We start from the raw sequence: 21,057 nt of genomic DNA, 5'->3' as shown, positions 1-21,057 counted from the left end.
GTGCCGCCCGGTCTCACGCCCGCGTCCGAGGCACGCCCCGCACCGGTCCGCCGCCCGGGGCGATGGCGGCTGAGAGCCACCGACGCGGGCGCCGCCCCGTCCCCGGACCCGCACGGTCAGCCACCGGGCGGGCCCCCGAAGGACGCCCCGGGATCGCTCCCGGGCCACCGCGGACAGGTGCGGTCAGGAAGCACAAAATAGGAACATTGTCAAGGCAGTTCGAGCGCGCGCCGCTCTCGACGCGCGCTTCTCCGTCATCGCGAGCGCAGCGAAGCGACCCAGGGCGGCGGGACGTCCGAGGTCGTCGCGCCGACTGGATTGCTTCGCTCCGCTCGCAAGGACGTCGGTGCCGAAGACTCATCAGTCGCCGGCGCTGTCACGTAGGCCCAGCCCTGCCGGCGTTCCCGCGCGCCGCGGCGCCACTTCGGGATGACGAGCAAGGCCTCGCATCTGCTATGTCGGCACTCCGACCCTCACCCGAACGCGACGCCCGTGGCCATCGACCATATCGATCTCAGCCGGATCGACCTGAACCTGCTGGTCGCCCTCGACGCGCTGCTCGACGAGCGCAGCGTCACGCGGGCCGCCGCGCGGGTCGGGATCGGCCAGTCGGCGATGAGCTCGAGCCTCGCCCGCCTGCGCCGCCTGTTCGACGACGAGCTCCTGACCCGGGCGCCGGACGGGATGCGACCGACGCCCCGCGCCCTGAAGATCGCCGAGCCGCTCCGCGCCACCCTCCGGCAGGTGCAGGCGCTGGTGCACCGGGAGGAGCGGTTCGACCCGGCCACGGTCGCGCGCACCTTCACGGTGAGCCTGCCCGACAGCGTCGAGGCGCTGCTCGGGCCGCGGCTGATCGCGCAGCTCCGCCGGGACGCCCCCGGCATCCGGCTGCTGCTGCGCTCGGTCGACCGGACTCGGATCCTCGACGAGCTCGACGCCGACCGGGTCGACCTCGCCATCGGCCTGTTCTCGGAGGGGCAGCTCCACCACAAGCAGCGCCTCCTCTACCGGGACAGCTACGTGGTGCTGTTCAACGCCGCCCTGATCGGCCTGGAGCCGCCGATCGGGCTCGAAGATTACCTGCGCTTCCCCCACGTGCTGACGTCCCTGCGCGAGACCGCCCACGGGGTCGTCGACGACGCCCTCGCGCTGATCGGGCGCTCGCGCACCCTGGCGGTGACGACCCCGCGCTTCCTCGTGGTCCCGTTCATGGTCCGCGCGGCGCCGGTGATCGCCACGATGCACGCCCGGCTCGCCACCTCCTTCGCCAGCGCCCTGGCGCTGAGCGTCAGCCCCGTGCCGGTGCCCCTCGACGACGTGCCCGTGTCGATGCTGTGGCACGCCTCCTACGACCACGACCCGGCCCACCGCTGGCTGCGGGACCTCCTGGTCCGGCTGGCCCACGAGCCGCCGGCGCCGGGCATCATCTGATACGGTTTCCGCTTGAACGCGACGGTCGACGCATCCCGTGCCGTCCTCACGAGCGGAGCGAAGTGACCCAGGACAGCGCGAGGCTGGCCGGCGTCGCGCGATCTGGATCGCTTCGCTCCGCTCGCGAGGACGGACGTGCCGACGGCATCGACCGGCCGCGAGCAGACTGCACCGTCACAGGAACGGATCCGCTGCGGCCTCCAGGCGGCCGCTCGCGATCGCCGCGCGGAACAGGGCGAAGTCGGCCGCATTGCGCTCCGCGTAGGAAGCGGCCCAGTCGGCGATTGCCCCGCTCAGGTCGTGGTGCTTGCCGCTGCCGCAATAGCCGGCGATCGCCGCCGCGTCGCCGGTCCGCGCGTGGGCGCGCGCCAGCAGCGTCCCGTAGGCGTACGAGAAGGTCAGGAGCGGCGCGCCGGACATCCGCGCCAGCGGGATCGCGCCCTTCAGGTTCTTCATCTGGCGCACGTAGAACGGCCGGCCCGCGATGCTGGTCCAGCCGAGCAGCGGGTCGCCCACCGCCTGGAGCAGGCGCTGGCCGTAGATCACCCGCTCGCCCTCGTGCCCGGAGAACGGCGCCGGCACGCCCGGCAGGTACGGCGCGTGCGCCGGTCGGACCGCCTCCTTGACCTGCAGGAAGAGCGCGTCGGCGTCGGAATTGCCGAACAGCAGGGCGAGGTAGGCCCGGGTCCCGACGCTGCCGACGCCGACGACGCGGTGGGCCACGTCGACCACGTGGTAGCGGTCGAGCATGAAGCGCCGCTCCCGCGGCAGGGTCTCGGCGTAGCGCTCCAGGCCGGTGACGACGCCCTCGCGGGTCGCCGCGTCCACGGGCGTCAGGATCGGCGCGTCGGTCTGCAATTGCCAGGTGCCGTCGGTGCGCCGCTCGGCCACCTGAGCCAGGAGGCTGCGGTTGTTGCGCCGCCGCGCCTTGTCGACCGCCCGGCGGACCACGGCCCGGGCCTCCGCGTCCATGTGCAGCCCGGCGATGTGCGGGCCGTCGGCGCGGGTGGTCTGGTACCAGACGTCGAGGGAGCCCTGCGGCGCGAGGCGCCGCATCGTGTGCTGGTAGCCGGAGACCGCCTCCATCACGGCCGCCCGCCGCTCGCCCGCCGGCAGGCCCGCGTCGTCGGTGGCGACCGCCAGCCCGGCCGCGAGGCGCTTGAGGTCCCACTCCCACGGGCCGATCGTGACCTCGTCGAAATCGTTGAGGTCGAGGACGATGTCGCGCTGCGGCGTGCCGAACAGGCCGAAATTGTCGGTGTGCGCGTCGCCGTTCATCACGACGTCGATGCCGCTGCGCGGCCCGCGCGACAGGTCCCAGGCCATGACGTGCGCGGCCCCGCGCAGGAACGCGAAGGGCGAGCTCGCCATCCGGGCGACCCGCAGCGGGATCAGGTGCGGCTGGCGGCCCGCGTGGGCGGCCTCGATCAGGGCGACCGGGTCGGGCCGGTCGGGATCGGCAGCCAGCGCGGCCTGGCCCGCGTGGGGCACCTCGGCGCGCAGCCGCTTGCCGGCCTTGCGCCGCTTGTCCCAGGCCTCGACGCCCGCGCGGAGGTCGATCCGCGGGAAATCGGCGACCGGTGCCAGCACCGAGTCCACGGCCGGGGCATCCGCCTCCCGGTCCCCAGGCGGCACGGTCTTGTCGCTCTCGATGCGATCCATCGCTGTCCCATCGCGGCAGCCGGGTCGGCCCCGTCGGTGCGCTCGACCGGCCCGGAGCCGGGGCGGCGGACCGCACGTTAGCATCCGGCCGGCTCTGTGACGTCACGGGCCCGGACGGCCCTTGACCACCCTACAGGGGGGCCCTCTAACGAACCGAGTATTCGGGGGGTGTTCCTCCGTCTCGTGTCGTTCACGGCCTCGCGATCACAGTGCCGGAATCGACCCGGACGGCCGGGGAACACCGTTACATCAGCGAGACGTCGCATGCCCAAAGGTTCAGATCTCCTCGTCGCGGCCCTCGAGAACGAGGGCGTCGACCGCATCTTCGGGATTCCCGGGGAGGAGAACCTCGACGTCGTCGAATCTCTGCGCAACTCCAAGATCGAGCTGGTCCTGACCCGCCACGAGCAGGCGGCGAGCTTCATGGCCGCCACCCACGGCCGACTCACCGGCCGCCCCGGCGTCTGCCTCTCGACGCTCGGCCCGGGCGCCCTGAACTTCTCCACCGGCGCGGCCTACGCCCATCTCGGCGCCATGCCGATGATCATCATCACCGGCCAGAAGGGCATCCTGTCCTCGCGCCAGGCCAAGTTCCAGATCGTCGACGTGATCTCGTCGATGAAGCCGATCACCAAGATGGCCCGGCAGATCGTCTCGGCCTCCTCGATCCCCACCATCGTGCGCGACGCCTTCCGGGTCGCCACCGAGGAGCGGCCCGGCCCGGTGCTGCTGGAGCTGCCCGAGGACATCGCCTCCGAGGAGGCCGAGGCGGATCTGGTGCCCTCGCACCCGATCGACATCCCGGTCGCCCACCCGACCGCCATCGCGCGCGCCGCGGACATGATCCTGAAGGCCAAGCGCCCGCTGATCATGCTGGGCGCCGCCGCGAGCCGCCCGCGCGCCACCGGCGAGCTCGGCGGCTTCGTCCAGCGCACCGGCATCCCGTTCTTCACCACCCAGATGGGCAAGGGCACGGTGGCGGGCGGGACCGACCTCTACATGGGCACCGCGGCCCTCTCCGAGCGCGACTACGTACACGAGGCGATCGACAAGGCCGACCTGATCATCGCCATCGGCCACGACACGATCGAGAAGCCGCCGTTCTTCATGGGCCAGGCCGACCAGAAGGTCGTCCACATCAGCTACATGCCGGCCAACGTCGAGCAGGTCTACTACCCGGATGCCGAGGTGGTCGGCGACCTCGGCCCGACGCTGAAGCTCCTGGCCGACAAGCTCGACGGCAAGCTCCCGAACGCGGGCGCGCTGCTGCCTCTGCGCGAGCACATCCTCGGCCACATCGCCGACCGGGCCGGCGAGGACCGCTTCCCGGTGACGCCGCAGCGCCTCGTGCGCGACGTGCGCCGGGTGATCCCGGAGGACGGGATCGTGTGCCTCGACAACGGGATGTACAAGATCTGGTTCGCCCGGAACTACCGCACCTACGTCGCCAACACGCTGCTCCTCGACAACGCGCTGGCCACGATGGGCGCGGGCCTGCCCTCGGCCATGATGGCGGCGATGCTCTACCCGAAGCGGCGCGTCATGGCGGTGTGCGGCGACGGCGGGTTCATGATGAACAGCCAGGAGATGGAGACCGCCGTCCGGCTGAAGCTCAACCTCGTGGTGCTGGTGCTCGACGACTCGGCCTACGGGATGATCCGCTGGAAGCAGGCGGTCGACAAGTTCGCCGATTACGGGATGACCTTCAGCAACCCGGACTTCGTCCTCTACGCGAAGTCGTACGGGGCGACCGGCCACCGGGTCGAGTCGGTCAATGACCTCGTGCCGACGCTGGACCGGGCCTTCGCGGCGGGCGGCGTCCACCTCGTGGCGGTGCCGATCGACTACTCGGAGAACACCCGCGTGCTGGTCGACGAGCTGCGCGCCAAGGTGAAGGATTTCGAGCCGGCCGAGTGAGGCCGGTTTCGCAGATGGTCGGCACGCAAGACAGGGCAGCGCGATGAACCCGTTCACCTTCCAGACCACGCCGAACGTGCTGTTCGAGGCCGGCGCCGCGAAGAAGCTGCCCGAGATCGTCGGCAGCTTCGGGGCCAAGCGCGTCCTCCTCGTCACCGACAAGGGCGTGCGCAGCGCCGGCCTCACCCAGGCCGCCGAGGCGGCCCTGGCCGCCGCGGGCGTCACCCTCGACGTCTACGAGGACGTGGTCGCCGACCCGCCCTCGACGGTGATCGAGGCGGCGGCCAAGCGCGCCCGGGAGCTCGGGACCGACCTCGTCCTGTCGATCGGCGGCGGCTCGGCCCTCGATACCGCCAAGCTCGTGGCCTACCTCGCCAAGTCCGACGAGCCGCTCGATTCGATCTACGGCGTCGGCCTCGCCAAGGGCGACCGGCTGCCGCTGATCCTCGTGCCGACCACGGCCGGCACCGGGTCGGAGGTGACGCCGATCTCGATCGTCACGACGCCGACCACCGAGAAGAAGGGCGTCGTCGCGCCGAAGCTCCTGCCCGACTGGGCGGTGCTCGACCCGGAGCTGACGCTGGGCCTGCCGTCGCACGTCACCGCGGCGACCGGCATCGACGCCATGGTCCACGCCATCGAGGCGTTCACCAGCAAGAACAAGAAGAACCCGATCTCCGACCAGCTCGCCAAGCAGGCGCTCGCGCTGCTCTCGGCCAACATCCGGACCGCCTGCACGGACGGGAAGAACCTCGAGGCGCGCTCCGGCATGCTGCTCGGCTCGATGCTGGCCGGCATGGCCTTCGCCAACGCGCCGGTGGCGGCGGTCCACGCCCTGGCCTACCCGGTGGGTGCGATCTTCCACGTACCGCACGGGCTCTCGAACGCCCTGGTGCTGATGGGGGTGATGCGCTTCAACCTCTCGCACGCGGAGGCGCTCTACGCCGAGCTCGCGCCGATCCTCGACCCCGCGGCCGCGGACCTGCCGCGGCCCGAGGCCGCCAAGCGCTTCGTGGAGAGCCTCGACGCGATCTGCCGCGACTGCAAGGTGCCGGCCTCGCTCGCCGAGGTCGGCGTCGCCCGGCAGGACCTGGAGCGCATGGCCACCGACGCGATGAAGCAGACGCGGCTCCTCGTGAACAACCCGCGCGAGGTGACCTACGACGACGCCTTCGCGATCTACGCGGAAGCCCTCGGGGAAGCGCGACCGGCCGCGTGAGGGCGGGTCGCCGGCTCCGTCATCGCGAGCGCAGCGAAGCGACCCAGGGCGGCGCGCCCTCGCCGAGCGTGGCGCTGCTGGATTGCTTCGCTCCGCTCGCAAAGACGGCGGGTTCGAAGGCTTCAGCCCTGAGGCTGTGAGGAGAGACGCCACATGGACCAGTTCGACGCGTTCCGGGCGATGAGCGAGTTCTGGACGCGGGCCGGCGCGGGCTTCCTCACCCCGGGCGCCGGGCAGGCCGCGCCCGGGTTCGGCTGGCCGACCTTCCCGGGCGGCGACCTCGCGGATCTCGCCGCGGCGCAGGCCAAGCTGACCGAGGCCTGGACCGCCGCCAGCGCCCTCTCGCAGACGCTGACGCGCTCGCTCCAGGGCGGCCCCGGCGCGCCGGACCCGACCGCCGGGGCGGTGCTGGCCCGGATCTTCGACCCGCAGGCCTGGCTCGGCGGCTCGGCCGAGTTCGACGCCGCCCTCACCCGCATGGCCGAGGGGCCGCAGCTCGCCGACCTGTGGCAGACCGAGCGGCGCTACGCGGCGCTGTTCACCGCCTGGGCGAGCCTGCGGCGGGCGCAGAGCGAGCATCAGGCCGTGATGCTGCAGGCCTGGACGCGGGCGGCCGGGACCTTCGCCCAGGAGGCCAATGCCCGCGCCGAGCGCGGCGAGAGTTTCGCCTCCGCCCGGGACATGATGAGCCGGTGGATCGAGACCGCCAACGCGGTCCTCCTGGAGGTCCAGCGCTCCGACGCGTTCCTGGCCTCGCAGCGGGCGGTCCTGCGGGCCTCCACGGACCTCCGGCTCGCCCAGCAGGACGTCGCGGCCTTCCTGTCCGAGTTCTACGGCCAGCCGACCCGGGCCGAGCTCGACGACGTCCACAAGAGCCTGACCGAGCTGCGCCGGGAATTCCGGGCGCTCCGCCGCGAGCGCCGGCAGGCCGGCAAGACCGCGAGAGCCGGCGGTTCACGGGTCGGGGAGGAAGCCCATGGCTGATCAGGAGAAGCCGAAGGGGCCGGCGGCCCCGCTGAATCTCACCCCGGCCGCGTTGCTGGCCGAGGTCGGCACCCTCGGCCGCCGGATCAGCGAGGGCGCCAAGCTGTTCGCCGATGTCAGCGACGCCGATGTCGAGATCGCCACCACGCCGAAGGACCTGGTCTGGAGCCAGGACAAGGTCAGCCTCTACCGCTACCGGCCGCTGGCCGAGAGCAAGGGCCTGCCGCCGGTCCTGATCGTCTACGGCCTGATCGGCCGCTACACGATGGCCGACCTGCAGGAGGACCGCTCGCTGGTCCGCAACCTCCTGAATCTCGGCCTCGACCTCTACGTGGTCGACTGGGGCAATCCGGGCCGGGCCGACCGCTACGTCACCATCGACGATTACGTGGACGGCTACCTCGCCGAGTGCGTCGCCTTCATCCAAGAGGCGGCCGGGCGGGAGAGGATCAGCCTGCTCGGCATCTGCGAGGGCGGCGTCTTCACCACCTGCTACGCGGCGCTCTACCCCGAGACCGTCAACGCGATGGTGCTGACGATCACGCCGATCGATTTCCACGCCGACACCCGTGAGAACCGGGCCGGCCACGGCTTCATCAACGTCTGGACCCGGTCGCTCACGCCCGAGGACGTGGACCGGCTGATCGAGGCGCAGGGCTCCCTGCCCGGCGCCTTCATGGGCTCGGTGTTCTCGATGATGACGCCGATGCGCACCATGACGAAGTACAACCTCGACCTGCTCGACGCCCTCGACGACAAGAAGAAGTTCCTGAACTTCCTCCGCATGGAGAAGTGGATCGCCGACCGTCCAGACCATCCGGGCGAGGCCGCCAAGCAGTGGCTGAAGGACCTCTACCAGGACAACAAGCTGGTCGAGAGCGCCTTCGAGCTCGGCGGCCGGCGGGTGGACCTGAAGGCCATCACCTGCCCGGTGCTGAACGTCTTCGCCCAGGACGACCACATCATCCCGCCGGCGACCTCGCAGGCGCTGAAGGACCGGATCGGGACGAGCGACTACACCGAGATGGGCCTGCCCGGTGGCCATGTCGGCGTGTTCGTCGGCGGCAAGGCGCAGAAGTTGCTGGGCTCCGGCATCGCCGAGTGGCTGGGCCAGCGGGGGTATGATGCTCGCTGATCAATCCTCACAAAGCGCAACGCCCCTCCCCTCCCCCCTCTGCGGGGGAAGCTGCTGGACACACACATCGTGCGGGGCGCTGTGGCGGCAGGATGAAGCGCGGGTCCCCTCTCCCGTGCGGGAGAGGGACAGGGTGAGGGATCAGGTCTGTCAGGACTGGCCTCGCCCTGTCGGCACGTCGATGGCGCGCTCGATCCTGAACCTTCTCGTCCCTCACCCCAACCCTCTCCCGCTCGGGAGAGGGGGCATGTCGCGATCTGTCAGCAACGCCAGCGAACGATCTCACCCGGCGGGTAGCAAAGCCCCTCGCCGTGGGAGGCGCGCGATGCGCGCAGCCCCTCCGGCCACACCCCAGGCGCCGAGGACCACCCCATGGGCAGCCTGAAGAACAAGATCGTCAGCGCCGACGAGGCCGCCGCCATCCTGCAGGACGGCGACATGGTGGCGGTCTCGGGCTTCGTCGGGATCGGCACGCCCGACGAGCTGATCCTGGCGCTCGCCCGCCGCTTCGAGGCCGGCAACGGCCCGCACGGGATCGGCCTGATGTTCGCCGCCGCCCCCGGCGACGGCAAGGAGCGCGGCCTCAACAAGCTCGCGATCCCGGGCCTCGTCCGCCGCGTCGTCGGCGGCCACTGGGCGCTCGTGCCGAAGCTCGGCGCCATGGCGGTGGCGGGCGAGATCGAGGCCTACAACCTGCCGCTCGGCGTGGTCTCGCACCTCTACCGCGAGATCGCCGCCCACACGCCGGGCCACATCACCAAGGTCGGCCTGCGCACCTTCGTCGACCCGCGCCTGGAGGGCGGCAAGCTCAACGCCGTGACGCACGAGGATCTCGTCAGCGTGGTCGAGCTCGGCGGCGAGTCCTGGCTCCATTACAAGGCCTTCCCGGTCAACGTCGCGCTGATCCGCGGCACCACGGCCGACCCGGCCGGCAACATCACGATGGAGCGCGAGGCGCTCACCCTCGACAACCTCGCCGCCGCCATGGCGGCGAAGAACTCGGGCGGCTTCGTGATCGCCCAGGTCGAGCGGCTCGCCGAGGCCGGCTCCCTCAACCCGCGCGAGGTGCAGGTGCCCGGCGTGCTGGTCGATTGCGTGGTGCTCAGCACGCCCGAGAACCACCGCCAGACCTACGGCACGCCCTACAACCATGCCTTCACGGGCCGCCAGCGCGTGCCGCTGGACCGCGTCGCCCCGATGGCGCTCGACACCCGCAAGGTCATCGCCCGGCGCTGCGCCTTCGAGCTGCCGCCCGGCGGCGTGGTCAATCTCGGCATCGGCATGCCCGAGGGCGTGGCGGCGGTCGCCGCCGAGGAGCGGGTGCTCAAGTACCTGACGCTCACCGCCGAGCCGGGCGTGATCGGCGGCCTGCCGCAGGGCGGGCTGGATTTCGGCGCCGCCCTGAACCCGGCCGCGGTGCTGCACCAGAACCAGCAGTTCGACTTCTACGACGGCGGCGGCCTCGATCTCGCCTGCCTGGGCCTCGCCCAGTGCGACGCCGAGGGCAACGTCAACGTCAGCCGGTTCGGCAAGAAGCTCGCGGGCGCGGGCGGGTTCATCAACATCTCGCAGAACGCCAAGAGCCTCGTCTTCGCCGGCACCTTCACGGCCGACGGCCTCAAGGTGGCGGTGGAGGACGGCGGCATCCGGATCCTCAGCGAGGGCCGCTCGCGGAAATTCATCGCCGCGGTCGAGCAAGTGACCTTCTCGGGGGCCTACGCGGCCGAGCGCGGCCAGCCGGTGCTCTACGTGACCGAGCGCTGCGTGTTCCGGCGGACCCGGGCCGGCATGGAGCTGGTCGAGGTCGCGCCGGGCATCGACATCGCGCGCGACATCCTCGGCCAGATGGGCTTCACCCCGATCGTGCAGGATCCGCGGCCGATGGATCCGCGCCTGTTCCGCGAGTCCGTGATGGCGCTGGAGCCCTGGCTGCTGGGCCTCTCGCTGTCGGAGCGGATCAGCTACGACCCGGAGCGCAACATCCTGTTCTCGAACCTCGAGGGCTTCCAGGTCCGGACCATCGACGACGTCGAGCTGGTGCGTCGCGAGTACGAGCGCGCCTGCCAGGAGATCGGCCGCAAGGTCCACCTGATCGCCAATTACGACGGGTTCGAGATCGACCCGACGGTGAGCGACGCCTACTTCTCGGCGATCGCCTATCTCGAAAACCGCTATTACGAGACCGCGTCCCGGTATACCACGAGCGCGTTCATGCGATTGAAACTCGGCGCCTCGTTGGCGAGCCGCGACCTGGCTCCCCATGTCTTCGAGACAAAAGCCGAGGCGCAGGCGAGGAATACGGCCCAGAGCGTGCCTCTCAAGCCGCGGCCCGGCATGTCCCAGCCCGACATGCCGCGGCCGCCGAAGGAACCGTTGGATGCCTGAGTTCGAGACCCCCTCCCTGAAGGACCGCGCCCTGCTGGTCGATGCCTGCCTGATCGGCGGCGAATGGTCGAAGGCCGGTTCCGGCAGCATCGACGTCACCAACCCGGCGACCGGCGCGCTGATCGCCCGGGTGCCGAATGCCGGCGCCGACGAGACCCGCCGGGCGATCAAGGCGGCTCACGAGGCCTACCCGGCCTGGCGCGCCAAGACCGCCAACGAGCGCGCCGTGCTGCTGCGCAAGCTCGCGGCGCTGGTGACCGAGCATCAGGAGGATCTGGCGCAGATCCTCACCGCCGAGCAGGGCAAGTCGCTGACGGAGGCCCGCGGCGAGGTCGCCATGTCGGCCGCCTACGTGCTGTGGTTCGCGGAAGAGGCGCGCCGCGTCTACGGCGACGTGGTCCCCTCCCCCTGGGGCGACCGCAAGATCCTCGTCACCAAGGAGCCGGTCGGCGTCGTGGCGGCGATCACGCCGTGGAACTTCCCGTCCTCGATGATCGCCCGCAAGATCGCCCCGGCTCTGGCCGCCGGCTGCCCGATCGTGATCAAGCCCGCCTCGCAGACCCCGCTCTCGGGCCTCGCCTGGGGCGTGCTGTGCGAGCGCGCCGGCTTCCCGGCCGGCACGGTCTCGATCCTCACCGGCTCGGCCCGGGCGATCGGCGCCGAGATGACCGGCAACCCGCTGGTCAAGAAGATCACGTTCACCGGCTCCACCGAGGTCGGCAAGGTGCTGCTGGAGCAGGCCGCCCACACGGTGAAGAAGGTCTCGATGGAGCTCGGCGGCAACGCGCCGTTCATCGTGTTCGACGACGCCGACCTCGACAAGGCGGTGGCCGGCGCGATGCTCGCCAAGTACCGCAATTCCGGCCAGACCTGCATCTGCACCAACCGCTTCCTGGTGCAGGACGGGATCTACGACGCCTTCGCGGAGAAGATGGCCGAGGCGGCCAACCGCCTGAAGGTCGGCAACGGCACCGAGGACGGCGTCGCCCAGGGGCCGCTGATCGACATGGCGGCCGTGGAGAAGACCGAGGCCCATATCCGCGACGCCGTCGAGAAGGGCGGCCGGGTGGTGGCGGGCGGCCACCGCCACGCGCTCGGCGGCCAGTTCTTCGAGCCGACGGTGATCACCGGCGCCACCCCCGCCATGGCGGTGGCCCGGGAGGAGACCTTCGGGCCGCTGGCGCCGCTGTTCCGCTTCCGCGACGAGGCGGAGGCGATCCGCATGGCCAACGACACCGAGTACGGGCTCGCCTGCTACTTCTACACCCGCGACCTCGGCCGGACCTTCCGAGTCGCGGAGGCGCTGGAATACGGCATGGTCGGGATCAACGAGGGGATCATCACCACCGAGGTGGCGCCCTTCGGCGGCGTGAAGGAATCCGGCCTCGGCCGCGAGGGCTCGTACCAGGGCATCGAGGATTACCTGAACACCAAGTACCTGTGCGTGGGCGGCCTCGGCGCGTAGGGGCTCAACCAGCGGAACGCCTTTGAGGGAGCGCGCGATGCCCCCTCTCCCGTTCGGGAGAGGGTTGGGGTGAGGGATGCGAAGCCTCAGGATGGAGCGCGCCGGCGTCGCGCTCCCGGTCGCGCCGTTTCCGGGCACACCTGATCCCTCACCCTGTCCCTCTCCCGCGCGGGAGAGGGAACCCGCGCTCCCTCGAGCCGCCGCATGGGCCGGTCGAGACGCGGCGCGGCTTACTCTCCCGAGGGGGGTAAGGAGTACGACGCGTCTCTACGCAACCGAGGCCGACTACCGGCCGCTCGGCGCCGCGCCGCTGCCGGTGGCACCGTTGCCCGAGCTGCTGCCGGCGGGGGCGCCGGGCGTGCTGACCCGCGGGCCGCCGCTGGTGCCGGGCGCCATGCCGGCGCCGGTGGACCCGGTGCTCTCCATGGAGCCGGCCCCCGTCCCGGTGCCGCCGACCGCGCCGGACTTGTTGACGTTGCCCTGGTTGGCGCCGCCGGTCTGCGGCGCCTGGGCCAGCGCCGCCCCGGACGTGGCGAGTACGAATGACGTGGCGAGGGCGAGGATCGTCTTCGACATGGGGCCTCCTGACAGGTCGTTGCGCTGTGGTGTCAGGCCAACCCGGGCGCGCCCGGATGGTTCGGTCGCGCCTTCAGCGGGCGCGCGCCTCGCGCCACGCCGTCCAGGGCCAGCGCAGGGCCTCCCCGCCGGCCGCCGGCGCGATCGAGACCGTCGCGGTCCGGCCGCTCACCAGCCGCGGGTCCGCGGTGCCGCCGTCGAGGCTGATCCGCACCGGGATGCGCTGGGCGAGGCGCACCCACGAGAAGGTCGGGTTCACGTTCGCGAGCAGGTTGGTAGCGTCGCTGCGGCCGGTCTCGCCGATGCCGCCGGCGATGCTGGCGACGTGGCCGCGGAGCGCGCCGGCCTCGCCCATGAGCTCGACGGTCACGGGCGCGCCGACGCGAATCCGCGGCAGCTTGGTCTCCTCGAAGTAGCCCTCGACCCGGACGGTGTCGCTGTCGATCAGCGCCATGACTCCGCGGCCGGTGGTGACGTAGGCGCCCGGCCGCAGCTCCATGTTGGTGATCCGGCCGTTGACCGAGGCTCGGACCGCCGAGCGCTCCAGGTTGAGCTTGGCGAGGTCGCGATCCGCCACCGCCTGCTCGTACGCGGCCTGGGCGGACAGGTCGGCGGCCTTGGCGGCCTCGACCTTCTGCTGCGACACCGCCGCGTCGCTGAGCTTGCTGTAGCGGGCGTAGTCGGCCGCATTCTGCTCGGCGGTGGCCTTCCGACCCTGGACCATCGCCTCCGCCTGCCGCAGCCCGAGGCGGAAGCGGTCCGGATCGATCCGGAACAGGACGTCGCCCTTCCGCACGACCTGATTGTCCTCCACCAGCACCTCGGTGACGAGGCCGGACACATCGGGCGCGACCGCCACCACGTCGGCGCGCACGCGCCCGTCCCGGGTCCAGGGGGCGTCCATGTAGTAGTCCCACAGGCCGAGGCCGACGATCAGCGCCGCGGCGACCATGCCGAGGGTGACCAGGAGGCGGCCGAGGACGGAGAACAGGGCGGTCATTGCAGGGTCCGATGGGCGAGGGTCGCGACGCCGCCGAGCAGGACGACGTAGAGGGCGAGGTCGAAGAGCGGCCGGTGCCAGACGAGGCGGTAGAGGCCGGTCGCCGCGAGCAGGCGGCGCAGCTGAAGGCCGAGGGCGAAGGCCAGCGCCATCCAGAGGGCGAGGCCCGGCACGAACACGCCGCAGAGGTCGATCTCGCCCATCATGCCGCCATCTCCCGGTGGTCCAGGGCGGGCGCCGCCCGGTAGGCCGGCGCGTCGGGGAAGAGCCCGCGGCGCAGGCCGGTGAGGCCGATCAGGGCGGCGCGCCGCTCCGGCGACTGGGCCGCGCCCGCGACGGCGTCGAGCGCCTCGTCCAGTGCCGCGAGCAGCGCCGCGTCCGGCCCTCCGGTCCCGCCGCGCAGCTGGCGCGACGCCAGCGCGAGGACCCGGTCGACGGTGCTGCGGGCCGGGCCCGTCAACCGCCGGCGCACCCGGCGGACCTCCACGAGGTTGATGCCCACCCGGACATCGGCCAGCAGGTCGCCCACGGAGGCGGACGTGTCCGCGGGCAGGCTCGCCAGCCGGGGCGCGATCAGGCCGACGCGGTCGAGCATGAGGGCCGCGAGTTCGAGCCCGTGGCCGGTGCCGCGCCCGTCCGCGGCGGCCGCGAGGCTGCGCCGGTTGATCCCGATCAACCGCCGCGCGCTCCAGCCGGCGCCGACCGAGCGGATCACCCGGGTCACCGCGGCGGCGACCCACATGCCCACCACCGAGGCGATCACCCCGTTGGCGAAGGGCGCGAAGTCCCCGCTGTAGCCGTTCTGGAGGGCCAGCAGGGTCGCGCCGTTCAGCGCCGCGCCCATGCCCATCGGGGCGGTGCGCGGCTGCGTCATCATCAGGCCGCACAGGATCAGGGCCGGCGCGAGCGCGAGCGCCAGCATCTCGAAGGAGGTGGCGAGCGGCAGCACGGCGAACAGGTAGAGGCCCGCGCCGAGGGCGCCGACGATCGCCGAGTTGGCGAAGCTCAGGATCTGCGGCGCGGGATCGTCCTGCGCGGCGAACAGGCAGCAGGCGACCGCGCCCATCATCGGCGCCGCGGAGCCGTCCGGCCAGCCGGTGGCGATCCAGATGGCGCAGCAGGCGAGCAGGCCCGCGAACACCCCGAAGGCCGAGAAGGCCGCCAGACCGTGGTCCCGGTGGCGGATCGACCGGACCCGGGCCGTGTAGGCGAAGGCGAGCGGCGCGCGGGGGGCCGTGCCGGCCGCGAGGTGGCCGCGCAATGCCCGCAGATCCTGGCGCAGGACGATGACGTCGCGCAGGCGCGCCGCGAGGCTCGCGAGCAGGAGCGTGTTCCAGTCCGGCGCCCGGCCGAGGGCGGGCTCGAACCCGTCGATCCGGTCGCGCAGCCGCGCGGCGCGATCCGGATCGTCGACCTCGTCGGCGAGCCAGGCGGTGAGGTCCGACAGGAAGGCCCGGACCCGCGCCGGCACCGCGCCGGCCTGCTCGAGGGCGGCGACGCGGTCCGCTACGGCGGCGACGATCGGCAGGACCATCAGCATGTGCTGACGGAGGGGCGCGAAGGCCTCGGCGGCGCGCTCCGCGCCCGTCGCCTCGTTGCGCAGGGCGAGGCCGAGGGCGTCGAGGCCGATCGCGTCCGAGGCGAGGCGCAGGCGCCGGCCCTGGCTCGGCCCGGCGGCCTCCGGCGCGCGGGCGGCCGCGAGGGCGCTCCGGATCCAGGCCCGGGCCTCCGCCGACCAGTCGTTCAGCCGTCCGGCGATGACCGGCGCCGCCGATCGCGGCAGGATCAGCGTGGCGGCGAGGCTGGCGCAGACGATGCCGAGGGAGATCTCCTCGGCCCGCGCCACCGCCGTGTCGAAGATCGCCCCGGGATCGTCGACGGCGGGGAAACCGATCAGCGCCGCCGTGTAGCCGGCGAGCATCGGCAGGTAGCTCGCGGGGGTCCGGTCGAGGAGGGAGACGTAGAGGCAGAGCGCGACCCAGAGCGCCACCGCGAGGCTCAGGAGGATCGGCGCGTTCACGAGGTTCGGCACCAGCACGACGCTGACCGCCGCGCCGAGCACGGTGCCGCAGATCCGGTAGGCGGCCTTCGCGCGCGTCGCGCCGGAGAGGATCTGGCTGGTGATGTAGACGGTGCCGAGGGCCCAGTAGGGCCGCGGCAGGTCGATCCAGAGCGCGAGGTACAGGGCGAGCATCGCCGCCGCGTAGGTCTTCAGCGCGAAGGCCCAGTCGCGCCATCCGGGGAGGGTCACGGCACCGGCTCCGGCTCGCGCGCGGCCACGACGGCGGAGCGGCGCCGGTGGTGGCCGGTGGTCAGGAGGGCGTGGGTGTCGATCCGCTGATGTCGCGCGCGCGTCGTCGGACCATCGATGCCGGTCACAACCTGATCCACCGTCGCGAGGAGCCGGCGAGGTCACCGGATCAATCGGCTCGCACGCCGATAGATAGCCTCATATCGATCTCGATTGAGGGATGCCGCGAGGGGGTCAGGGCTGCGTCAGATGAATGAGTCGGCCTAAAACTTGGGTTTGTTCTGCGACGAGCGCATATGATCCGTTCGCTATACGGGGCGTGGGGCGGGTCCAGGATGCGCGCCGCCGGCGCGGCGTCCCCGAGCCGCAGGCCGGATCCCGCGATCGCGTCGTCAGGCCGAGTGGCTGTTGTGGATCTGGTCGAAGTCGAGGGACGCCGTGTCGATCACGATCTGCGTGCGGCTGATGACCTCGAGCTTGCGCAGGATCTCCGAGACGTGCGCCTTCACGGTCGAGTCGCCGACCTGGAGCTCGTGGGCGATCTGCTTGTTGAGCTTGCCCTGCCGAATCATCATCAGGACCCGCAATTGCTGCGGCGTCAGCCGGGCGAGGCGCTCGGCCAGCGGCGCCTTCTTGGACCGGGGCGCGGGCGCGCCGGCCTCGGCGAGCCCCGGCGGCAGGAACAGCGCCCCGCTCATCACCTCGGTGATCGCCCGGGTGAGCGTCGCCTTGTCCATGGCCTTGGGGACGAAGCCCGCCGCCCCGTGCTGAAGGGCCTCGCGGACGATGCGCGGATCCTCGTGGCCGGAGACGATCAGGATCGGGATGCGCGGGAAGCTCGCCCGGATGGTGATCAGCCCGTCGAAGCCGGTCACGCCGCGCATGGACAGGTCGAGGAGCGTCAGGTCGATGCCTCGGTTCGCGGCCAGCACCGCGCAGGCCGCCTCGATCCCGTCGGCCTCGTGCAGGACCGCGTCCGGGTGCGCGAGGCGGATCGTGGCCGCCAGGGCGTCGCGGAACAGCGGGTGGTCGTCGACGATCAGGAGATGCACGGAGACCTCGGTCCTTCGCTCGAGATCCTCACAGGATCCGCCGAATACGCGGGCGGGAGGTCCGAAGGTGATCGATGCGGCCCCGGGGCGCAAGCGGGTGTTGAGACGACAGCCCGGCCCCGGGACCTGGGCGTGCCGGCCCGCGGGGGCCGGCACGCTTTCGGTTGCGGGCCCTCAGCGCGACGCGACCGTCTTGGGCAGCTTGAACGCCCAGAAGCTGCCGCCCTGGTTGATGCCGGCCGTCGACTTGGCGACCTCGCCGCCCCACAGCGGCACCGCGCCGCCCCAGCCGGCCGCGACGCCGACCCACTGCTCGCCGTCCTGCTCCCAGGTGATCGGCGAGGAGACCACGCCGGTGCCGACCTGGAACTTCCAGACCTCCTCGCCGGTCTTGGCGTCGAAGGCCTTCAGGAAGCCCTCCGGCGTGCCGGTGAAGACGAGGTTGCCCGCGGTGGTGAGCACGCCGGCCCAGAGCGGGGCCTTGTTCTTGTACTCCCACACGACCTTTCCGGAGGTCGGGTCGATCGCCTTGAGCGAGCCGATATGGTCGTCGAAGACCGGCTTGATGGTGAAGCCGGCGCCGAGATAGGCGGCGCCCTTCTTGTAGTTCACCGGCTCGTTCCAGATATCCATGCCCCACTCGTTGGAGGGCACGTAGAACAGCTTGGTGTCGGGGCTGTAGCCGATCGGCATCCAGTTCTTGCCGCCGAGGAAGCTCGGCACTGCGAAGACCGACTTGCCCTTCTTGTCGTCGCCGGTCGCCTTGCTGGGGTCGCCGGGCCGGTTCTCCTCGTTGTAGATCGGGCGGCCGTTCTCATCGATGCCCTTGGCCCAGTTGATCTTCTCGACGAACGGCGTCGCCGAGATGAACTTCCCGTTGGTCCGGTCGAGGACGTAGAAGAAGCCGTTGCGGTCGGCGGTGGCGCCGGCCTTGATGGTCTTGCCGCCCTTGTTCAGGTCGAACGGCACGAACTCGTTGACGCCGTCGAAGTCCCAGCCGTCGTGCGGGGTGGTCTGGAAGCCCCAGACGATCTCGCCGTTGTCGGGGTTGAGGGCGAGCCGCGAGGAGGTCCACTTGTTGTCGCCCGGCCGCAGCCAGGAGTTCCACGGGCCGGGGTTGCCGGTGCCGAAGTAGATCAGGTTGGTCTCGGGATCGTAGGTGCCGCCGAGCCACGTGGCGCCGCCGCCGAACTTCCACATGTCGCCGGGCCAGCTCTCGTTGACCTTGCCGGTCATGGTCGAGGGCTTGCCGTTGAGCTCGCCCATGTGGCCCTCGATCACGGGGCGCTTCCACACGACCTCGCCGGTCTCGGCGTCGCGGGCCTCGATGCGCCCGATCACGCCGAACTCGCCGCCCGACACGCCGGTGATGATCTTGCCCTTCACGATGATCGGGGCGGCCGTGTAGCTGTAGCCGGCCTTGAAGTCGTCGATCTCCTTCCGCCAGACGACCTTGCCGGTCTTGGTGTTGAGCGCCACGAGCTTGGCGTCGAGCGTGCCGAAGTAGACGTTGTCCTTGTAGAGCGCGGCGCCGCGGTTCACGACGTCGCAGCAGGGCAGGATGCCCTCGGGCAGGCGGGCGTCGTACTCCCACTTCTTCTCGCCGCTGCGGGAGTCGATCGCGTACATGCGCGAGTACGAGCCCGTGACGTAGATGATGCCGTCCTTGACCAGCGCCTGGCTCTCCTGGCCGCGCTGCTTCTCGCCGCCGAACGAGAACGACCACGCCGGGACGAGGCCCTTGATGTTGTCGCGGTTGAGCGTCTTCAGCGGGCTGAAGCGCTGGGCCTGCGGGCCGAGGCCGTAGGTGACGACGTCGCCGGGCGTCTTGGCGTCGTTGATGATGTCCTGCTCGGTGACCCCCTGGGCCATGGCCGGCAGGGCGCCGCCCGCCACGAGGGCGGCGACGCCCACCGCGGCGAGGAACCGGGTCCGCATTCTCATGACGTGTCCTCCGTGGTCGGCCCCGGTCCGTGTGGCCGGGGCATCCGGGTTTCGACGCGGGCCGCACGAGTCGCGGGGCGCCCCCTTGGAGAACGAAGCTATCGGGCTTCTCAGGAAAGTCTTATTGGCCATTGGTCCAATGAGCCGACACTGAATTATGGCGAAATCGGTGGGTTTTCAAGATCAAAGCCGAACGTCAGCGCGGCTATGAGAAATAGCTGACCTGATAGGTTAAAGAATAGGACTTGCCGTCATCGCGAACGCAGCGAAGCGACCCAGGGTAGCGCGACATCGCGAGACGTGGCGCCACCTGGATTGCTTCGCTGCGCTCGCAAAGACGGCTTCTTGAGCAGATCAGGCTGCCGATAAGCCAGAATTGCGATGACTGGTGACCAGGCGTTCCTCAATACCCCTTCGGCGGCGCGTAGGTGACGCCGTAGCTCTCGCAGATCGCCCGGAGCCGACCCTCCGCGTTCAGTGCCGTGATCGCGTCCCCGACCGCGTAGGCGAGGTCGCGGGAATCGGTCCTCACCGCGCCGCCGATCTCCCAGCGGGTCTTCACCAGGCCCGTCGACGGGACTATGGCGATCGGGTTGTCGTCCTTCGGGGCCTTCGCGGCGGACAGGGCCGCCTCGATCGCCGCGCGGCTTCCGGCCAGGATCGGCGCATCGCCGGCGAGGTAGGCCTTCGCGGCCTCCTCGAAGCTCCTGTAATGCTTCAGGTTCTGGCGGAAGCGGCCGCCCTGGGCGGTCAGCAGCATCAGGTCGGCGGCGCCCGTGCCCTCCAGCGCGACGCTCCGGTCGCCGATGTCGTCGAGGCGGTCGAAGCCGTCCAGCGCGCCCTTGCGGTACGCGAAGGCGATCTCCTGCTCGAAGTACGGCGCGGTGAGGAACACCTGCTCGTTGCGCAGGGCGAGCTGGCGGTCGGTCGGCACGTGCAGCATCAGGTCGGCGAGCGGCGTGCCGGCGAGGTCGCCGCGCCACAGGTTCAGGCGCAGGTCGCCGTCGACGTTCTCGCCGGCGTCGACCACGCGCAGGTCGAGCTTCACCTTGAGCCTGTCGGCGATCGCGCGGGCGAGATCGACGTCGATCCCGCGGGGCTTGCCGGTCTCCTCCGCGGAGAACGGCGCGTTGTCGCCGTAGACCGCCACCCGCAGGGTGCCGTCGGCCACGACCTGGTCCAGGGGGCGCGCGGCCGCCTCCGGCAGGAACCGGAGGGCCGCGAGCAGGCCGCAGGCGAGGAGGAGCCGCGCGCTACTCCTCATGCTTCGACTCGATGTAGCTCCGGATCGCCCACAGGCCCTCCTGCGAGATCACACCCTCGAAGGCCGGCATCTTGGTCACGCCGTTGATGACGGCGCCGTGCTTCATGCGCTCGACGAAGTACTCGTCGCCCTCCTTGCCCTGCGGCAGGTAGCGCAGGTCCGGGGCGAGGCCGCCGGAGATCATCTCCAGGCCGTGGCAGCGGGCGCAGTTCTGGTTGAAGCCCGAGGCGCCGATCGCGATGGCGTGCTTGTCGTCCTTGTAGGGGTTCTCGGCGACCCACTCGGCGCCCAGCGGCTTGAGGCCGTCGGTGTTGACCGGCTGGGGCTGGACGTCGCCGTGCCCGAGGGCGCCGCCGGCCGCCAGCGCCAGTCCCAGCGCCGCGAGCACGCCGCCCGCCGCCGTCTTCATCGTGCGCATCCGCCCCTCCCGTCGTCGTTGCACGACGGTTAGCAAGTACCGGGCGGCGGACCCATTATGCTTTGGTACGGATCGGCCAGAATAGCGCCGTCCACGACTTGTGTTGCGCTGCACCAATCCCGGTTTGTGCACCTTGGTCTAATATCGGAGGGCACAATTCCGCTCCTAGACTCCCGGCCAAAGACGAGCGCCGCGGGGCTGGAGGAGACGGGCTGGGATGGTGTCCTCCGGTGCGCGGCGGCCCGGGATGCGCGGCGGGCCATGGGCCGGCCCGCGGCGCGCCGTCGTGCTGGCGGCCGTGGCGGTCGTGGCGGTCCTGGCGCCGGTCGCGCAGGGGCGGGCCGCGCCCGCGCC

Annotated in this window: 17 protein-coding genes; 7 read left to right on the top strand and 10 right to left on the bottom strand. The window is 71.3% G+C overall.

The annotated features are described in order from the left end of the window. Positions 1 to 492: 492 nt before the first annotated feature. Positions 493 to 1,431 carry a LysR family transcriptional regulator gene (locus ACLBYE_RS22125; RefSeq protein WP_447695801.1) on the top strand — a complete coding sequence of 313 codons (939 nt, stop codon included), beginning with the start codon at positions 493 to 495 and terminating at the stop codon, positions 1,429 to 1,431. Positions 1,432 to 1,605: 174 nt separating this feature from the next. Here ACLBYE_RS22125 and ACLBYE_RS22120 read toward each other — a convergent pair whose 3' ends face one another. Further along, entirely contained in the window at positions 1,606 to 3,093 is a 1,488-nt protein-coding gene (locus ACLBYE_RS22120; protein ID WP_447695800.1) for a DUF2252 domain-containing protein, read from the bottom strand. A gap of 264 nt (positions 3,094 to 3,357) precedes the next feature. Here ACLBYE_RS22120 and ACLBYE_RS22115 point away from each other — a divergent pair, with 264 nt between their 5' ends. The 6 genes from ACLBYE_RS22115 (at position 3,358) to ACLBYE_RS22090 (ending at position 12,198) form a co-directional block, all read left to right on the top strand. Then, on the top strand, positions 3,358 to 5,010 hold the full coding sequence (locus ACLBYE_RS22115; RefSeq protein ID WP_447695799.1) for an acetolactate synthase large subunit: 1,653 nt from the start codon (positions 3,358 to 3,360) through the stop codon (positions 5,008 to 5,010). 43 nt (positions 5,011 to 5,053) lie between these two features. Continuing rightward, on the top strand, positions 5,054 to 6,229 hold the full coding sequence (locus ACLBYE_RS22110; RefSeq protein ID WP_447695798.1) for an iron-containing alcohol dehydrogenase: 1,176 nt from the start codon (positions 5,054 to 5,056) through the stop codon (positions 6,227 to 6,229). A gap of 153 nt (positions 6,230 to 6,382) precedes the next feature. Continuing rightward, positions 6,383 to 7,213 (top strand): poly(R)-hydroxyalkanoic acid synthase subunit PhaE, encoded by an 831-nt coding sequence (locus ACLBYE_RS22105; RefSeq protein ID WP_447695797.1) that lies wholly within the window; start codon positions 6,383 to 6,385, stop codon positions 7,211 to 7,213. Beyond that, positions 7,206 to 8,348: a class III poly(R)-hydroxyalkanoic acid synthase subunit PhaC gene (gene phaC / locus ACLBYE_RS22100; RefSeq protein ID WP_447695796.1), complete on the top strand. Its 1,143-nt coding sequence runs from the start codon at positions 7,206 to 7,208 to the stop codon at positions 8,346 to 8,348. The genes ACLBYE_RS22105 and phaC overlap by 8 nt, the downstream gene beginning before the upstream one ends. Before the next feature lie 372 nt (positions 8,349 to 8,720). Further along, positions 8,721 to 10,733, top strand: a complete 2,013-nt coding sequence (locus ACLBYE_RS22095; RefSeq protein ID WP_447695795.1) for an acyl CoA:acetate/3-ketoacid CoA transferase — start codon at positions 8,721 to 8,723, stop codon at positions 10,731 to 10,733. Further along, entirely contained in the window at positions 10,726 to 12,198 is a 1,473-nt protein-coding gene (locus tag ACLBYE_RS22090) for an NAD-dependent succinate-semialdehyde dehydrogenase (RefSeq protein WP_447695794.1), read from the top strand. Before ACLBYE_RS22095 ends, ACLBYE_RS22090 begins: the two co-directional genes overlap by 8 nt. A 285-nt stretch (positions 12,199 to 12,483) precedes the next feature. Here the strand turns inward: ACLBYE_RS22090 and ACLBYE_RS22085 are convergent, their stop codons facing one another. From ACLBYE_RS22085 to pedF, 9 genes are all read right to left on the bottom strand, one after another. After that, entirely contained in the window at positions 12,484 to 12,774 is a 291-nt protein-coding gene (locus ACLBYE_RS22085; protein WP_447695793.1) for a hypothetical protein, read from the bottom strand. Positions 12,775 to 12,847: 73 nt separating this feature from the next. Further along, positions 12,848 to 13,774 (bottom strand): efflux RND transporter periplasmic adaptor subunit, encoded by a 927-nt coding sequence (locus ACLBYE_RS22080; protein ID WP_447695792.1) that lies wholly within the window; start codon positions 13,772 to 13,774, stop codon positions 12,848 to 12,850. Continuing rightward, positions 13,771 to 13,980, bottom strand: a complete 210-nt coding sequence (locus tag ACLBYE_RS22075) for a DUF1656 domain-containing protein (RefSeq protein ID WP_447695791.1) — start codon at positions 13,978 to 13,980, stop codon at positions 13,771 to 13,773. The genes ACLBYE_RS22080 and ACLBYE_RS22075 overlap by 4 nt, the downstream gene beginning before the upstream one ends. Continuing rightward, entirely contained in the window at positions 13,977 to 16,025 is a 2,049-nt protein-coding gene (locus ACLBYE_RS22070) for an FUSC family protein (RefSeq protein WP_447695790.1), read from the bottom strand. The genes ACLBYE_RS22075 and ACLBYE_RS22070 overlap by 4 nt, the downstream gene beginning before the upstream one ends. Continuing rightward, complete coding sequence (locus ACLBYE_RS22065) at positions 16,022 to 16,153, bottom strand: hypothetical protein (protein ID WP_447695789.1); 132 nt, start codon at positions 16,151 to 16,153, stop codon at positions 16,022 to 16,024. The genes ACLBYE_RS22070 and ACLBYE_RS22065 overlap by 4 nt, the downstream gene beginning before the upstream one ends. A 264-nt stretch (positions 16,154 to 16,417) precedes the next feature. Continuing rightward, a complete protein-coding gene (locus ACLBYE_RS22060; RefSeq protein WP_020095062.1) occupies positions 16,418 to 17,077 on the bottom strand; it encodes a response regulator in 660 nt (219 codons plus the stop codon). A 174-nt stretch (positions 17,078 to 17,251) separates the two neighbouring features. Continuing rightward, positions 17,252 to 19,021, bottom strand: a complete 1,770-nt coding sequence (locus ACLBYE_RS22055; RefSeq protein WP_447695788.1) for a PQQ-dependent methanol/ethanol family dehydrogenase — start codon at positions 19,019 to 19,021, stop codon at positions 17,252 to 17,254. 403 nt (positions 19,022 to 19,424) lie between these two features. Further along, entirely contained in the window at positions 19,425 to 20,285 is an 861-nt protein-coding gene (locus ACLBYE_RS22050) for a substrate-binding periplasmic protein (RefSeq protein WP_447695787.1), read from the bottom strand. Further along, entirely contained in the window at positions 20,275 to 20,703 is a 429-nt protein-coding gene (gene pedF / locus ACLBYE_RS22045; protein WP_234082757.1) for a cytochrome c-550 PedF, read from the bottom strand. Before pedF ends, ACLBYE_RS22050 begins: the two co-directional genes overlap by 11 nt. Positions 20,704 to 21,057: the final 354 nt, after the last annotated feature.

It is taken from the genome of Methylobacterium sp. A52T (assembly GCF_053346095.1).
The sequence above is the reverse complement of the archived record's forward strand: the minus strand, read 5'-3'. Positions and strand labels throughout refer to the sequence as shown.

What these genes read in the sequence shown, in the direction of transcription:
- ACLBYE_RS22120 (WP_447695800.1), bottom strand. Translation starts at nt 3,093, where the DNA reads ATGGATCGCATCGAGAGCGACAAGACCGTGCCGCCTGGGGACCGGGAG.
- ACLBYE_RS22115 (WP_447695799.1), top strand. Translation starts at nt 3,358, where the DNA reads ATGCCCAAAGGTTCAGATCTCCTCGTCGCGGCCCTCGAGAACGAGGGC.
- ACLBYE_RS22110 (WP_447695798.1), top strand. Translation starts at nt 5,054, where the DNA reads ATGAACCCGTTCACCTTCCAGACCACGCCGAACGTGCTGTTCGAGGCC.
- ACLBYE_RS22105 (WP_447695797.1), top strand. Translation starts at nt 6,383, where the DNA reads ATGGACCAGTTCGACGCGTTCCGGGCGATGAGCGAGTTCTGGACGCGG.
- phaC (WP_447695796.1), top strand. Translation starts at nt 7,206, where the DNA reads ATGGCTGATCAGGAGAAGCCGAAGGGGCCGGCGGCCCCGCTGAATCTC.
- ACLBYE_RS22095 (WP_447695795.1), top strand. Translation starts at nt 8,721, where the DNA reads ATGGGCAGCCTGAAGAACAAGATCGTCAGCGCCGACGAGGCCGCCGCC.
- ACLBYE_RS22090 (WP_447695794.1), top strand. Translation starts at nt 10,726, where the DNA reads ATGCCTGAGTTCGAGACCCCCTCCCTGAAGGACCGCGCCCTGCTGGTC.
- ACLBYE_RS22085 (WP_447695793.1), bottom strand. Translation starts at nt 12,774, where the DNA reads ATGTCGAAGACGATCCTCGCCCTCGCCACGTCATTCGTACTCGCCACG.
- ACLBYE_RS22080 (WP_447695792.1), bottom strand. Translation starts at nt 13,774, where the DNA reads ATGACCGCCCTGTTCTCCGTCCTCGGCCGCCTCCTGGTCACCCTCGGC.
- ACLBYE_RS22075 (WP_447695791.1), bottom strand. Translation starts at nt 13,980, where the DNA reads ATGATGGGCGAGATCGACCTCTGCGGCGTGTTCGTGCCGGGCCTCGCC.
- ACLBYE_RS22055 (WP_447695788.1), bottom strand. Translation starts at nt 19,021, where the DNA reads ATGAGAATGCGGACCCGGTTCCTCGCCGCGGTGGGCGTCGCCGCCCTC.
- ACLBYE_RS22050 (WP_447695787.1), bottom strand. Translation starts at nt 20,285, where the DNA reads ATGAGGAGTAGCGCGCGGCTCCTCCTCGCCTGCGGCCTGCTCGCGGCC.
- pedF (WP_234082757.1), bottom strand. Translation starts at nt 20,703, where the DNA reads ATGCGCACGATGAAGACGGCGGCGGGCGGCGTGCTCGCGGCGCTGGGA.